This is a genomic window from Sphingomonas sp. OV641, assembly GCF_900109205.1.
Classification (GTDB): domain Bacteria; phylum Pseudomonadota; class Alphaproteobacteria; order Sphingomonadales; family Sphingomonadaceae; genus Sphingomonas.
This window is the reverse complement of sequence record NZ_FNZB01000001.1, coordinates 284,734-299,028: the sequence shown is the minus strand read 5'-3', so window position 1 is coordinate 299,028 and position 14,295 is coordinate 284,734. Positions and strand designations below refer to the sequence as shown.

The window sequence follows — 14,295 nt, the reverse complement described above, 5'->3', positions numbered from 1 at the left end:
CGGGGTTGGGTTGTCGAGTTTGTCAGCCGCAATTGGAGGCGGGAAAGCCAAGTGGTTCGCTAGTCTGGATCAGTCGCACTCTTCGGCCAGACATCTTCCGGTATCTCATCCAACAGCGTCTTGCCGCTGGCGAAGCGCCGGCCGAGCGTCTCGATGAAGCCCTCATAGCGTTTCCGCCCCTTCACCTGCGCCGCCGCCTGATCCTCATCAGGAAGCGGCGGTGTCACGGCCAACCAGAACCGGACGAACAGACTCAGCGCCTCGGTCGTCAGGCCAGTGTTGCGCTCAAGTCGCTGGACCTGACGCGACAGGCGATCAAGCCTGCGTGCGAACGCGGCTTCCATCCGGTCGGCGCCGTCCGGCGAAAGATAGGACGCCACTGCCGCCTCCACGATCGCGGAGCGGGAGATGCGGCGGCGGATCGCCAACTCATCGACCTGCTTGGCGAGCGCAGGCGGGAAATAGACGTTGAGCCGGGTTCGCATGGGCACGCTCCTACAAGTCGATGCCATCGCCCGGATCGAGCGACGCCTGCCGCGCGAGCCCTTGCATCCGGCGGCGCACGGCCGCTTGCCGGGCCGCGTCATCCTGTTCGTCATCGACGATCGAAAACTCCTGCGCGGGCGGGGCCGTTGTTTCCGGCGCAATGGCGATATGCTCGGGCAGCTCGGGCTCCCGGCGCAGCCCGCCATTGGCGGCGTCCTCGGCATCGCGGACGATGCGCGCGATTTGCTTCGGATCGGCGGATGCCTGCCGCCCGGTCCAGTCATCGGGCCTGACCCCGGCCGCCTCGGGCGCGGGCGCCGACGCGATCCGCTCGGACAGCCGGCGATCCTGATAATAGCGCGCCTTCTTTGCCCGGATCGGGTGGACGCCCGCCACCATGACTATCTCGTCGTCGGGCGGAAGCTGCATGACCTCGCCCGGCGTAAGGAGCTGGCGGGCGGTCTCGGACCGCGACACCATCAGATGCCCAAGCCACGGCGACAGGCGATGCCCGGCGTAGTTCTTCATCGCCCGCATCTCGGTGGCGGTGCCGAGCGCGTCCGACACGCGCTTGGCGGTGCGCTCGTCGTTGGTGGCGAAGCTCACCCGGACATGGCAGTTGTCGAGGATCGCGTTGTTGGGGCCGTAAGCCTTCTCGATCTGATTGAGCGACTGCGCGATCAAGAACGCCTTGAGCCCGTAGCCCGCCATGAACGCCAGCGCGGACTCGAAGAAGTCGAGGCGGCCGAGCGCCGGAAACTCGTCCAGCATCAGCAACACCCGATGGCGGTCGCCCTTTGGGGTCAGTTCCTCGGTCAGCCGGCGCCCGATCTGGTTTAGGATAAGGCGGATCAGCGGCTTGGTGCGCGAGATGTCGCTGGGCGGCACGACCAGATAGAGCGTCGCCGGCCGCTCGCCATCGACCAGATCCGATATGCGCCACTGGCAGGCCCGCGTGACCTGCGCCACGACGGGATCGCGGTAGAGGCCGAGGAAAGACATGGCGGTGCTGAGCACGCCCGATCGCTCGTTGTCAGACTTGTTCAGCAGCTCCCGCGCCGCGCTGGCGACGACAGGATGCACGCCCGCTTCGCCCAAGTGTGGCGTCGCCATCATCGCGGCCAGTGTCTGCTCGATCGTGCGCGCCGGGTCCGAAAGGAATCCGGCGACGCCAGCCAAGGTCTTGTCCACCTCGGCATAGAGGACGTGGAGGATCGCGCCGACCAGCAGCGAGTGGGAGGTTTTCTCCCAATGGTTTCGCCGCTCCAGCGAGCCTTCGGGATCGACCAGCACGTCGGCGACATTCTGCACGTCGCGCACCTCCCATTGGCCACGCCGCACCTCCAGCAACGGGTTGTAGGCGGCCGACTCGGCGTTGGTCGGATCGAACAGCAGCACGCGACCGTGCCGCGCGCGAAAACCGGCGGTCAGCATCCAGTTCTCGCCCTTGATGTCGTGGACGATCGCCGACGCCGGCCAGGTCAGCAGCGAGGGCACGACCAGGCCGACGCCCTTGCCCGAACGGGTCGGGGCGAAGCACAGCACATGCTCGGGGCCGTCGTGGCGGAGATAGTCGCGCGCGAGCTTGCCGAGCACAACGCCGTTCGGCCCGAGCAGCCCGGCCGCGCGCACCTCCCGCTCGCTCGCCCAGCGAGCCGAGCCATAGGTCTCGGCGTTCTTCAGTTCGCGCGCGCGCCACACCGACATGCCGATGGCGACCGCGATCGACGCGAACCCGCCGGACGCAGCGATATAGGCGCCCGTCAGGAATATGCGGGGCGCATAGGCGTCGAAGCTGAACCACCACCAAAAGAAAGCGGGCGGCGGATAAACCTGCCAGCCGAACGCCTCGAACCAAGGCGGCCCCAGCTCGGGCTGATAGGCGAGCGCGGCGGCGGTCCACTGTGTCGCGCCCCACACCCCGGCGAGCACGATCAGGAACACGATGATGATCTGGCCCCAAAGGATTTTGGTCGCGGACATGGGTGTCTCCTGTTTTCAGATGCCGAGGCCGCGCTTGCGGCCAAGCGTCCAGTCGATGCCGCCGCCGGCGCGGACCACGCCGGACACCTGACGGCCGAGTTGCTGTTCGAGGGTGCTGGCCCAGGGCACGAGTCGGAAGCCGAGCCCGTCGTCGATCATGGCAAAGCGGCCTGACGTGAGCGCGAGGCGTTGGCGCACGACGCCGGCGATCTTCTCGCCGGACGCGGGGGGGCGATAGGCAAGCCCGGTCTCACCCGCGATCTTCGCGCCAACCGCGTCCAGCTCGCGCTTGCGGAGCGTGTCGAGCATCCCGCGCTCGAACACCGTCCGCTCGCCGAAGCGGCGGGCTAGCCCTTCCTTGACGAGATGGTCGGTGCGCGCGTCCATCGCGCGCCGCACCTCGGCGCCAAACCCGCCATCCGCGACTCCGGCGCCGCGCTCGATCAGCCGATGGTCGAGCCAGGTCGCGCCGGGCGCTTTCACCTGTGCGGCGAGGTCGAGGTCGGACCGCGTTGCGACGATAAGCGTCGGCTTCTCTTCGCCGGACCGCCCTACCGCGCGCAACTCGACGATGCCGCCGAGCTTGGGGCTATGCTCCAGCGCCTCGATGCCCGGCAGGCGAACATGGTGGGTGCGCCCGTCCGTGCCGTCGATCACGGCATAGGCGGTGGCGGTCAGTTCGTCGTGCAACCCCTTGTCGATCAGCCTGCCGGCGATCGGCTTCTCGGGCGCGCTGGTGACGACGGCGTAGCTGTCGAGCGGCCGGTCCTGCCCCCGATCTTTGAGCGCCGCGCCGATCGTGCGGATGATGTCTCCGCGCGCGCCCAGCTCGCGCAGCTTCGCCCCCGCACCTTCCGCGACCGCCCATTGGCCGGTATCGCCCTCGGCTGCGAGCCCCATCGTTTCCAGATGCTGCAACCGGCCGATCATCAAGCGGCGGAGCCGCGGATCGTCGGGGCCGGGCCGCTCTGGGCGCAGGTCGATCACGCCTAGCTCGTCGGCGGAGCGCTGGATCTCGGAATCGAGCCGGGTCCAGCGCTCCGCCGTCACCTCGCGGTCGAGCGCGCGCTGCACCTCATGCTCGGGCTTCGGCCCTAGTTCGGCGAAGGCCAGGTCTTGCGCGCGCGAGCGGAGATTGTGGCTGATGTAGTCGCGGGAGATGACGAGATCGGCGCCCTGATCGGTAACGCCGCGCACGAGCAAGTGGACATGCGGATTGTCGGTGTTCCAGTGATCGACCGCAACCCAATCGAGCCGCGTCCCCAGGTCGGCTTCCATCTGGCGCATGAGGTCGCGCGTGTATTCGCGCAGGTCGGTCAGCTCGGCGGCGTCCTCGGGCGACACGATGACCCGGAAATGATGCCGGTCATCCTTGCACCGGTCGGCGAAACCGCGATCGTCGGCGTTGTCGCCGGCCGCGTCGAACATCCGGGTAGGCGAGCCGTCGCGGGTGACGCCCTCGCGCTTCAAATAAGCGACATGCGCGGACAGGGGCGCCGAGCGCCGGTCACCCCGGCTGCGGGTGGTCACGGGCAGCATCTTGACCATGACGCGCCGGCCCGAGCCGAACAGGCGACTGCGGGCGAAGGCGGTGCGTCCCCGCCCGAAGGTCGATTGCGCACCCCGGCGCGCTCCGCTGGCGCCGCCGCGCCGGCCGCCGCTGTGGATCGCGGCGACGCGCAGCACCTCGGCGACCAGGCCGCGGGCATTGCGGCCCTGCGCCTTGCTGCGCTTGGCCTTGCCCGGCCGGACGCGGAACTCGCTGTCCTCGCTCACGGCCGGGCCGCTTTCGGCCGAAAACGGCCTGTGGTGCCATTCGAGGCGCTGTTTTTGCTGGCTTTTCCCTTCCGCGCGGCACGCGCGCCGACCGACGCCCCCGCGTGAAGCCACGGAAAAGCCTTGGCTTTTCGGCTGAACGGGGCGCTGCTTATATCTTGCCCTCGTCTGTCCCTGCCGTTTTCCTCCTCCCCAGACACCTTGCTGCTTCGGACGGATGCGGGAAGCGACCGGGCAATCATTGCGGTCGGCCCGCGCGGGCGCGGGACACGAACAGCGTGTCGCGTGGCTGATTGACGGAAGGCTCGGCTGCGTGAACGTCGCCGGATGTCGGACGGTCGTTGGGTAGATCGGACGCGGCTCCTTGGCCGTCCGACTGTCCGGCGACGGCTTCCGAACCGGCGCTGGCAGTGCGAACGAACAGCGCCGCACGACGCCATGCGAAGGGATCAGGCGTTGCAGTCGCCGTCACCTCCACCGCGCCCGCCGTGCCGGTAATCGGCGCGAGCTGGGCGAGATAGCCGACCGTCTCGGGAGGCAGCGGACGGCCGCGCGACACGAAGTCGTCGTAGCGGTCCGGTCCCGCATTATAGGCTGCCAGCATCGCGCTGGCGTTGCCGTAGCGGTCGTGCATCTCGCGCAGATAGGCCGCACCCGCCATGATGTTGTCGCACACATCGAACGGATCGGGGCCGAGGCCGTAGCGGGTGCGCAGCGTGCCCCAAGTCGCGGGCATGATCTGCATCAAGCCCATCGCCCCGGCGCGCGAGACGGCGCGGGAATTGCCGCCGCTCTCGACGCGCATCACGGCCCATATCCACGCTTCGGGGATGCCGAACCGGCGCGCTGCCTCGGCGACATGACCGGCGTAAGGATGAACGGCCGCTAATCGCGCAGCCGGCATATCCTGCGCCATCGTCGGGGCAGACACAGCACCGCCGGACAGCAGGACGACGGCAACCACGACCACCGATCCGACTCCGCTCCGCCGCCAGCCTGCCAGCGTGCTCGCTGCGGTAAAGGGTGCGCGCGCAGCGCCGGCCTTCGGCCGCCCTTGACCTTCGCTGCGCGCCCCGGCCGGCCTGCGACCGAGCGGGACGAAGGGATGAGACGGCTTTCCCGCGAACAAAGGGATGGGTGGGAAGCGCACGGGATCAGTCCTGCTCACGCGACTTCGGCTGGCGGTTCCAGCGCAGCGACCAGGCCGACTTGTCGCCCGTGCTCTGGAAGAGCGCGGCGCGGATCGGCTGCGCGAACGCGGGATCGTCGATGCGCAGTGAGACGTAATCCCCGGCGCGTTCGCCGGTCTCGTTCCAGCCGGCACCGATCTCCGGGCCTTCGCCGCTATCGCCGCGGTGGACGCGCCAGTCCGGCGCCTTATCGGCGTCGCTCTGCTCGGCCGGAACGATCGAGATACGGATGTCGAGCGTCGCCGTCTCGATGATGCCTTCGTAGCCATTGGCGGTGCGGAAGAAGCTGCCGATCTGCATGATGATCTCCTTTGGGTTGGCGGGCGGTGAAGCGGGTCAGCGCCAGACGAGCGGCGCGGTCGGGGAATCGCGGGTGAGGATCGGGATGGCGCGGCCGAGCACGGCCGAGGCCGGAAGCGGCCCGAAATAGCGGCCGTCCATGCTGTCGGCGCGGTCGGGATTGAGCATCAGCAGCTCGCCGGCGCGCAGCGTGCGGCAGCCTTGCCAAACCGGCAGCGGACGGCCTCGGCCGTCACGCTGCCGAGCGATGACGAAGGGCAGCCCATCGATGCTCACCACTGCGTTGATGCGGCACACCATCTGCCCCGGCCGCGCCGTGACGTGCTTCAACAGCGGCACGCGCTCTCCGAGATAGCCGCGCTCCGCAAGCCAATGCGCCAGCGCCGGTGGCGGCGTCACGGCGACCAATGCACCGTTCGGCGGATCGGGAAGCGGCTCGATCCGATAAAGCCCGATCGGCACGCTCGCGCTGGCGTTCCAGACGATGCGCGGGAGCGGATCGAACACCGCCACGGCGAGGAACGACGCGCCGAACAGCGACGCGGCGGAGGCCGTCGCAACGGCCCATCCACGGCGGGTCATCGCTCGATCTCCCGGCGTTTGAGCCACGCGCGATGGCGCTCCAGCGTGTAGGGGCGCGGCTGATGACCGGCGGCGATACGGTTGGCGACGTGTCGCCAATGGTCCGGCGCGGCGTCACAGGGATCGACGTCGGCCGCCTCGGTCGCGTCGATCGCGGCGAGCACTTGGCTGACCTTGGGCCAGCCCTCGATCTTGAGCAGGATGTCGCCGCCAGGCCGGACGAACGGCAGCGTCGTGAACGGCTCGCCCGCGTTGACGGCGCGCACGATGTCGATGCGCGAGCTGACCGTGCCATAGTCGTTCGCCGCCCAGCGAACGAACGCGAAGATCGCGCCGGGACGGAAGCGGACGATGCGGCGGCGGCGATCAACGATCTCGTCCACCGCGACCCGGCCGAACCTGATCCAGTGCTCAATCCGCTTCTCGATCCACGTCAGCTCGACGCGGGTCATACCGTCTTCGGACGGCTGGCGGTGCCGCATAGGTGACGGCGGGACGGTCATCGCCGGCTCCGGGCGATGGCCGAATCCGCGCGCGGCATGAGGTCGTTCTGGCCCGGATCGGACGTCGAGTGCTTAATGCCGATGTCGGCCCAGGCGCGCAGGTCATCGACCGAATAGACCACCCGGCCGCCGATGCGGCGGTAGGCCGGGCCGGTCCCGAAATAGCGGTGCTTCTCAAGGGTCCGGCCGGAGAGGCCGAGAAACCGGGCGGCTTCCGGGGTGCGCAGGAAGCGGGGCGGCAGGTTTGTGGGCGTATCGGACAAGTGTCGGCTCCTGCGGGCAGTGGCGGCAGGAGGCGTAATTGTCAGAATTGGCGCAGCCGGGTGGGGTATGAAGATGTGCGGCTGCACGGATGCGACCACCCCCAAAGGGTGTCGAAAAAGGGCTGCGAATCAGCGGATGCGGAGGAGTTTGCGGTAGTCGCCGTTCATCATCGCGATGCCATCGCGGACCAGGCGCACAACGAACGAGCGCGTCGCCGACATTTTCCAGTCGCTCGCGGACAGCCGGGCGGCATCGCCGCGTCCCAGTGCGGTGGCGATCTCGCGGTAGGTCGCGCCCTCGTCGCGCAGGTCCAGTGCGCGGAGCATCAGGTTGAGCCGCGCCATCCGATAGGCGGTTAGCGGCCAACCGCGCGGCAGCGGCCCTACCGCTCGGCCGAGCACCCGGCGGTGGAAGCGCAACAGGCTAGCGATGCGCGTGATGAAATCCTTGTCCAACGGGATAACGGCGGCGAGCGGCCGGCCGGGCTGCGGATCGCGCAGCCACAGCCGATGCTCGCCGGCCGCATCGGCGACAATGACATGGCGTCCTTCAATTCCAGCTTGGTCGGCGAGCAACGCACCGAGGGCGCGCGGATCAACCGGAGTGGCGGTTTTGAATCCATCCGGTGCGGCGTCGAGAATGACCGTGACGGCGGTCAGTTCCGGACGCCAAACAACCGGGTCTGAAAAGTCATCCGGCGCCGTGGCGAAAAGACAACCCCCAGCGCCGCGCGAACGCCGTTTCGGCGGCGTTCTTCGCGACGGCGCCGTCCGCGATGCGTTGCTGCATCTGCGCATGTTCGGCGCGATAGGTGTGGTTTCGCCGCAAAAACTCGGCGGCTAGATCGGCGCGACCGAGCGCGTCGGACAGATTGCCGGCGCGCCTCTGGCGCCGGCTCGGCGGCGTCGGCATTGCATCCTCCAATCGCGCTATGCGCAGATTTCGGAGGATGAAAGTCGCCGCCTTACCCAACGCATGATAGCGGCAAGGATGAGTTCAACCATGCCGCGCGCGCTGCGACGGAAGCAATGAATTGATACCAAAATGGATTAAAACTTAACGACTTAGCGGGCGCTCGCAGCCGAGCAGATGCGCGTAACCAACCTCCGTCATCCACCGCGCGCGAGCAAGGTGGCTATCGTGCATCGCCTTGGCTCGTTGCGGCTCGGCGGCTGGGTCTACGCCGAGAATCACGGCCGCCGCCTCGCGCCAGTCCGCTCCTCCTTCGTCCGCATCGAGCAGCCGCAAATAGACAGTGAGATGGCTTTCGTCATAGGCCGTGAGCTGCGATACCTCCGGCGCGCGATCGGCGAATTGGCTGGTGCTCATGGTGTCCCCGTTAACCAGCCTAGCTCAAAAAACAGAACCGGATATGCGCAAGCCTTGCATCGTTAGATGCACCTCCCGCAGCGGCGGATAGTGCGATTTAGCCAATACAACTGATATGGGATAAACCGGATGAGATGTATCGTCCAGCTTCGCGCGCATGGATATGCGCCGCCTAGTGGGATTGAACTTCGCTAAGCTGAGGAAGGATAAGGGCTTTACCCAAGAGCGCTTTGCCGAGACGTCCGGCTTTACCCAACAATATGTCAGCGATCTGGAGCGCGGCCGGCGCAATCCGACCGTCGTCACCTTGTTTCACTTGGCTTCCGCGCTTGGCGTCACGCCCGCCGATCTTGTTGCCGAACTCGATCCGTCCGAAACCGACTAGCTTCGCAAAACTTCGGCGCGAGCCGGGCACCAGCCCGGCGAGCGCGCCGTTGCGGCCGCGCGGACCTTGGGACGCGCGGCCGCCGCCGATCCAGCGCAGCGGATCGGCGCGAAAATGGCAAAGCCGCAGGGCCGGAAACTCCGGCCCTGCGGTAGTTATGGTCAGGCCGCTTTGAGGCGCTGCATCCCCTCGGCCAGCGTCCAGAGCGCGCGGTTGAGCGTCACATTCTGGTCGATGCCGTTGATCGCGCGGGTCTGCGCGCGGCGGATACGGCCCTCGGCATTGCGCTTACGGCCCTGCAACCCGCCACGAACCACATTCTCCTGAATGACGTTGAACGTGGTCCATAGGCTGCGGTCCACATCCTCGCGGCGGCGTGGCTCGATGATCTGCTCGGGCCGAATCGGGCTCTCATCATCGCCATAACGGGCGACAAGGCTGACTTCGCCGAGCAAGCGTTGCTCATCGGGCGAAAGCTGGATCGCCTTCATAGACTCGCTGGCGTCGACCAGCCGGGGGAAATCCTCCGCGACAGTGAACACGCCTTCGATAATGTCATGCTCGATATTGCCTTTATGCGGCACGCGGACTTCCTCGAACCGCTCGCCTGCAATCATGCTGTTGGTGCAGACAAAGCGCAGCATCCCGGCGAACATCTGATAGGCGCTTGTCCCATCATGGCTGTTCACGATGATGACTTCGGCGGCTTCGGGCTTGCCGATGCCGTCATCCCGACGCAGGCGCAGCATGTGCTTGGCGTGGCCGTGTCGGCTGCCGTCGCGCGGCACCGACTGGACTGCGAAGAACGGCGACCACCCCTCCCGGCGTAGCCCTTCCACGATGTCGATGGTGGGAACATAGACATACCGCTCCGAACGGCTGTCGTGCGCCTCGCGGGCGAAGATGGACGGGACATGCCGATAGAGCGCCTCGTTGTCGAGCGGCTCCCGGCCGCTGATCTGATGGGCGTTGCGGCCGAACCGGGTGGCAAGCTGGTAGTGCATTTTGGCCTCCTTGGGCTTGGGTTTCCGCGCAGCGGAGCGCCGCGCTGAAACCCTGCCCGTCGGCGAGACCGGGGGTGCAAACGGAAAGCGGCTTCGCGGGGAACCGGCTGCACGGAACGCGCTCGCGCGTGGAGGAAGCTGGGCGGAAGCTGCTTGAAGTGCGCCGGGGCAGCGCCCCAAGCACCTCCGACAACATGCCGGGCCGATTGGCCCGTCCGCTTTGAAAACCGACGAGACAAACGCGCGAAGACGCCCCGCTCCGAAGGAGCGGGGCGCCGTGTCGGGGTCAGCGCGACCAGATCAGCGCATATTCGCCGGCGGTGTCCGTCTCGGACAGGGTGGCGTAGATCGGGGCCGGGAAGGTGGGATCGTCCAGCTTGACCGAGATGTATTCGCGGTTCTCGCGGCTGGTCTTCTTCCATCCCGCGCCGCACTCGACCGAACCGACCGCGAGGCGGTAGTCGGGGGCTTTCTCGCTCTCCTTGTCGATCGGCCGGAGGGTGGCCTTGGCGTTGAGGGTGAGCGTCTTGATGGTTCCGGTGAAGGAGCCGTTGGCCGCCTGGGTGAAGGTGCCGATGGTCGCCATGTCAAAGTTCCTTTCGATCTCGGGCCGCGACCGCCGCGGCCTCGATGGCGATCGGTGAAGCGGGGATGATCGGGCGCGCACCGCTTGCGGCCGAAGCGCAGCGGAGGATGGCGACGCGCGGCTTTTTTGTTTCGCGATGCAAAGCCGAAGGCGGCGGAAAAAAGCCGCGCGGCGGCGTTGCACCAGGCCGAGCAAGGCGAAGCCGGCCCCGGTTAGATCAAGCCAATCGAGAGGCCGCGCGGTCATGCCGAAGCCGAAACCAGACGCCTTGGCGCACCTCGCGACTTGACAGGCGGAAAACGGCTGCTGTGCTCAACCCCGCGATCAGCAAACGACCGACAACGGAGGCGATCATGGGATGGCGGGCGCAAACGACGGCCCGCAACCTCGACAAACATACATCGAATGCGACGTGGGATTTGCAGTCCCTGAACCGCAGTATCGTCATCGCGACGCGACCCCGCCTCCAGGGTGTGACAAGCTCAATCGGCGAACCGATCGCCAAGACGCTGCCCGTCAATACGCCACCCGTTGCGCCTCCCTTGGGAGGATCGCGTGTTCGCAAAACGAAAGCGGCCGCGCCCCAACGGGCGCGGCCGCGATTTTTCGCCGGCCGAAATGAAAGGCCGGGACCGCTCGCGCGGCCCCGGCCTGATGCCGCTATTCGGCGGCGACGGCGAAGGACGCTTCGCCGTCCTCCGCTTCGGTATCGGGAGCCTCCGCTTCGGACGGCTGCTCCACGCTTCCCACCTCTTCGACCTCGACGGGCGCGGGCTGCTCCGCTTCCGCCTTCGGCGTCCGCAGCGCGGCGGGAAGCCAGCCGCTCCCGGCCAGACGCTGCTCGGCGGCCTCGGCCATTTCCGGCTTCTTCTTGTCCGCGATATGGCGCGCGGCATCCTCGGAAACGCCTTCGGCGACGGCTTCAAGGATATGCGCCTTGGTGACGCGGCCAAGGTAGCTGTCCACGGTGGGCGTCCAGTCCTTCGCCATGTCCAGCGCGAGCGCGGTCGCCAGCCTGTCCGCCGTTTGCAGCGTCCGGGGTTTGCGGTCCCACGGCAGGCGCAGCGCGTTGACGGTGCGGGACGCGCAATGCGCCAGCAGCGCCAGCCGCTTCTCATCGTCCAGCCCGACGATGAAGCCCCACAGGTCCGCAACATCACGCGGCATCCGCTCGGCCCATGCCTCGCGGGCCTCGTTCGCCTTTGCGGCCAGCGGAGTATCCTCGATCCCGTCCGCATGGCTGCCAAGCGGCGTCACGGTCGGACGAACCTCAAGACAACCGGCCTCGGCGTAGCTGTAGAACAGTTGCGCCGTGAGCGTGTGGGTCAGGGCGATCAGCGCCAGATCGGGCCGCTCGCCAAGCGCCACGCGAAGGGCCAGCGTCCGATGGGCGGACAGGTCGCGGGTGAGGCTGTCGGAAATCGGCTTGCCCGGTTCCTCGTCCTCTTCCTCGATCTCCTGCACGTCCTCGTCGCCGTCCTCGGCCTGCTCGTCCTCCACGGCCTTCGGGTCGAAGGCTTCGTCCTCGGGTTGCGGGTCCGCCAGCGCCTCGTCCTCGGCACGGACGAAACCACGCTCGACCCTGACACTGCCGTCATGGTGAAGCACGACGAACGCGCCGCCATGCGCGATCACGCTGGCGTCGTAGGCGGAACGCTTCTCGGAAATGGCGTCGATCTCGTCGGACACCGCCTCCAGCTTCGCCGCCACGTCCTCGGACATCTCGTCGTAGGACGAATAACCCTCGGCAAGCTCGTCATGCTCGGCGGACAGCGCCTCCAACCGCGCCTCGTCCTCGTCGGACAGGGCGATAGTCTGCGGATAGAAGCGCCGCATCCCGTGGGCGTGGGGATAGTCGATATGCGCCTCGGCCCATTTCCAGCCCTCGGCCTGAACCTCGCCCGCGATCTCGCGCAGCTTCTCGGCGGCGAGCATGTCAAGCAAGCTCGCATCCTCGAAGAACCCGCCCCGGTCCTCGCTGAACAGGTCGCGGATGATGTTGCCGCCCGCCTCGATATAGGCGTCGGCTCCGACGAACACCGCACGGCGATCATCGGCGGGCACGTTGGCGGCGGTCATGTCGCGCCGGATGATCCACGGCTCGCGATTGTGGTGCAGACCCTCGAAAACCTGCTCCTGCCGGGTGTGGTCCTCGGTGATGGCGAAGGCCATAAGCTGGTCCAGCGTAAGCCCGTCCTCCCGATAAACCTGCAACAGCTTCGGGCTGACAGCGCCCAAGCGAAGCCGCTGCTTCACCACGCCCGCCGACACGCCGAACCGCGCGCCGATCTCCTGCGCCCCCCAACCCTTGTCGTTGGAAAGCTCCGCGAACCGCTCGAACTGGTCGGCGGGGTGCATGGGCGTCCGGGTCACGTTCTCGTCCAGACTGATCTCGGCGGGGTCGTTCGCCGTATCCAGCCAGCAGCGCACCGGCTCGGATTTCTTGATCTGCTTGCGCTTGACGCGCAGCAGCATCGCCAGCCTGCGGCCTTCGCCAGCGGTGACGAGATAATAGCCGGTCGGCGTCCCGTCCTCTTTAGCTTCCGGTTCCACGACAAGGTTCTGGATCAACCCCTTGTGCTGGATCGAAGCGGCCAGCGCCTCGATAGCGGCTTCCCCATGCGGCACCTTGCGGGCATTGCGCGGGGACTTCTTCAGCTTAGCGAGCGGCACGAAAATCTCGACGCCCGACACGGGCTCGGCGGCTACGGTTTCGGTAACAGCGTTCATCACACTACTCCTTCTAAAACCACACACACCCCGGAATGGGGTGGGCGGCGAAAGAGCGACCGGCAGGCCCGCCGGCGGAGCCGGGCAGCATCCGCAGGACCGGAACGCAGAGGAGGTAAGCGCGCCTGCGCGCGTTGCGGCCTGGCGCGGCGGGCCTAGAGGGAAGCGACGCCCACCCCATCGCGGGAAGTGCAACGACCGTCAACGCGATCGGGCTGGCGGAGCCCTGGCCCGATCTCCGCAGCGGGAAGAATCCGATCCGCATGGCGGATTGACCGATTGGGCGCGCGAGCGCCCCACGCCAGTCCGGTCGTCACCCGGCAGGGACGAGACCCTTGAGGGGCTCGGTCGGAGCGGAGCGGAGATAGGGCGGCGGTCCCGCAGGGAGGCGCCAAACCTTCTGAGCTTGCAACATTCAACAGCATCGACTAATATGAAGTCATTGACTTATGGAGGCCCGCATGGCGGTGATGACGATCCGAAACATCGACGATGTGATCAAGAAGCGCCTCCGCGTGCGCGCGGCCGTCAATGGCCGCTCGATGGAAGACGAGGCCCGCGACATCCTGCGCTCGGCGCTCTCCACAGACGATGCGCGACCCCGCAATCTCGCTCAAGCAATCCGTGAAAGGTTCGGCCCGTTGGGCGGCGTCGATCTGCCTCCCATGCCGCGCGAAGCGATCCGGCCGCCGGTGGATTTCGGCGAATGATCGTCCTCGACACCAACGTCATCTCCGAGCTGATGCGGCGCGAGCCTGACCCCAGGGTCATGGCGTGGATCGCCGAGCAGCCGATGGCGGGCGTGTTTACGACGACGCTGACACAGGCGGAAATCTTCTACGGTCTGGCCCTACTTCCCGAGGGACGCCGCCGCGATGATCTGCTCGCGGCCGCACGTCCGATGTTCGATGTCGATCTGGCAGGGCGCGTGCTGCCGTTCGATACCGACGCGGCGCTTTTCTACCCCGAGATCGCCGCCGGTCGGAAACAGAGTGGCAAGCCGATCAGTCAGATTGACGCGCAGATTGCCGCCATCGTGCGCTCGCGCGGTGCGCGGCTGGCGACTCGTAACGTCCGCGATTTCGTCGATTGCGGGATTACGGTTGTCGATCCGTGGGGCGAAGCATGACGCCCGCCGCAGCACGCCCCTATCTGCGCTACACCGCGACAGAGGCTT

The 14,295-nt window shown here is 67.2% G+C and carries 17 protein-coding genes; 3 read left to right on the top strand and 14 right to left on the bottom strand.

Annotated features, from left to right (window positions below; genetic code table 11):
- Positions 1-59: 59 nt before the first annotated feature.
- From BMX36_RS01380 to BMX36_RS01330, 11 genes are all read right to left on the bottom strand, one after another.
- On the bottom strand, positions 60-485 hold the full coding sequence (locus BMX36_RS01380; RefSeq protein ID WP_093063410.1) for a ribbon-helix-helix domain-containing protein: 426 nt from the start codon (positions 483-485) through the stop codon (positions 60-62).
- A 10-nt stretch (positions 486-495) separates the two neighbouring features.
- On the bottom strand, positions 496-2,469 hold the full coding sequence (locus tag BMX36_RS01375) for a conjugal transfer protein TraG (RefSeq protein WP_093063409.1): 1,974 nt from the start codon (positions 2,467-2,469) through the stop codon (positions 496-498).
- A 15-nt stretch (positions 2,470-2,484) separates the two neighbouring features.
- Positions 2,485-4,245, bottom strand: a complete 1,761-nt coding sequence (locus tag BMX36_RS01370; RefSeq protein WP_093063408.1) for a relaxase/mobilization nuclease domain-containing protein — start codon at positions 4,243-4,245, stop codon at positions 2,485-2,487.
- A gap of 238 nt (positions 4,246-4,483) precedes the next feature.
- Positions 4,484-5,395, bottom strand: coding sequence for a lytic transglycosylase domain-containing protein (locus BMX36_RS01365; RefSeq protein WP_093063407.1), 912 nt, complete (start codon positions 5,393-5,395; stop codon positions 4,484-4,486).
- Between the two features lie 4 nt (positions 5,396-5,399).
- On the bottom strand, positions 5,400-5,735 hold the full coding sequence (locus BMX36_RS01360) for a DUF736 domain-containing protein (protein WP_218142118.1): 336 nt from the start codon (positions 5,733-5,735) through the stop codon (positions 5,400-5,402).
- Between the two features lie 36 nt (positions 5,736-5,771).
- A complete protein-coding gene (locus tag BMX36_RS01355) occupies positions 5,772-6,317 on the bottom strand; it encodes a S26 family signal peptidase (protein ID WP_093063405.1) in 546 nt (181 codons plus the stop codon).
- Complete coding sequence (locus BMX36_RS01350; protein WP_093063404.1) at positions 6,314-6,820, bottom strand: DUF2840 domain-containing protein; 507 nt, start codon at positions 6,818-6,820, stop codon at positions 6,314-6,316. Before BMX36_RS01350 ends, BMX36_RS01355 begins: the two co-directional genes overlap by 4 nt.
- Complete coding sequence (locus BMX36_RS01345; protein WP_048578566.1) at positions 6,817-7,083, bottom strand: helix-turn-helix transcriptional regulator; 267 nt, start codon at positions 7,081-7,083, stop codon at positions 6,817-6,819. Before BMX36_RS01345 ends, BMX36_RS01350 begins: the two co-directional genes overlap by 4 nt.
- 129 nt (positions 7,084-7,212) lie before the next feature.
- Entirely contained in the window at positions 7,213-7,881 is a 669-nt protein-coding gene (locus BMX36_RS22350; RefSeq protein WP_371262768.1) for a DUF2285 domain-containing protein, read from the bottom strand.
- Positions 7,775-7,996, bottom strand: a complete 222-nt coding sequence (locus BMX36_RS01335; protein ID WP_093063403.1) for a transcriptional regulator domain-containing protein — start codon at positions 7,994-7,996, stop codon at positions 7,775-7,777. The genes BMX36_RS22350 and BMX36_RS01335 overlap by 107 nt, the downstream gene beginning before the upstream one ends.
- 144 nt (positions 7,997-8,140) lie before the next feature.
- The gene (locus tag BMX36_RS01330; RefSeq protein ID WP_093063402.1) at positions 8,141-8,413 is read right to left on the bottom strand and encodes a DNA -binding domain-containing protein; all 273 of its coding nucleotides are present in this window, start codon (positions 8,411-8,413) and stop codon (positions 8,141-8,143) included.
- Between the two features lie 157 nt (positions 8,414-8,570).
- Here BMX36_RS01330 and BMX36_RS01325 point away from each other — a divergent pair, with 157 nt between their 5' ends.
- The gene (locus tag BMX36_RS01325) at positions 8,571-8,798 is read left to right on the top strand and encodes a helix-turn-helix domain-containing protein (RefSeq protein WP_093063401.1); all 228 of its coding nucleotides are present in this window, start codon (positions 8,571-8,573) and stop codon (positions 8,796-8,798) included.
- A 161-nt stretch (positions 8,799-8,959) separates the two neighbouring features.
- On the opposite strand, the gene BMX36_RS01320 is transcribed toward BMX36_RS01325, so the two are convergent.
- The 3 genes from BMX36_RS01320 to BMX36_RS01310 form a co-directional block, all read right to left on the bottom strand.
- Entirely contained in the window at positions 8,960-9,802 is an 843-nt protein-coding gene (locus tag BMX36_RS01320) for a DUF932 domain-containing protein (RefSeq protein WP_093063400.1), read from the bottom strand.
- Between the two features lie 286 nt (positions 9,803-10,088).
- Positions 10,089-10,388 carry a DUF736 domain-containing protein gene (locus BMX36_RS01315; protein WP_093065123.1) on the bottom strand — a complete coding sequence of 100 codons (300 nt, stop codon included), beginning with the start codon at positions 10,386-10,388 and terminating at the stop codon, positions 10,089-10,091.
- Positions 10,389-11,048: 660 nt separating this feature from the next.
- On the bottom strand, positions 11,049-13,118 hold the full coding sequence (locus BMX36_RS01310; RefSeq protein WP_093063399.1) for a ParB/RepB/Spo0J family partition protein: 2,070 nt from the start codon (positions 13,116-13,118) through the stop codon (positions 11,049-11,051).
- A 461-nt stretch (positions 13,119-13,579) separates the two neighbouring features.
- On the opposite strand from BMX36_RS01310, the gene BMX36_RS01305 reads away from it, so the two are divergent.
- Positions 13,580-13,828 (top strand): FitA-like ribbon-helix-helix domain-containing protein, encoded by a 249-nt coding sequence (locus tag BMX36_RS01305; protein WP_093065121.1) that lies wholly within the window; start codon positions 13,580-13,582, stop codon positions 13,826-13,828.
- Positions 13,825-14,247: a type II toxin-antitoxin system VapC family toxin gene (locus BMX36_RS01300; RefSeq protein ID WP_093063398.1), complete on the top strand. Its 423-nt coding sequence runs from the start codon at positions 13,825-13,827 to the stop codon at positions 14,245-14,247. The genes BMX36_RS01305 and BMX36_RS01300 overlap by 4 nt, the downstream gene beginning before the upstream one ends.
- Positions 14,248-14,295: the final 48 nt, after the last annotated feature.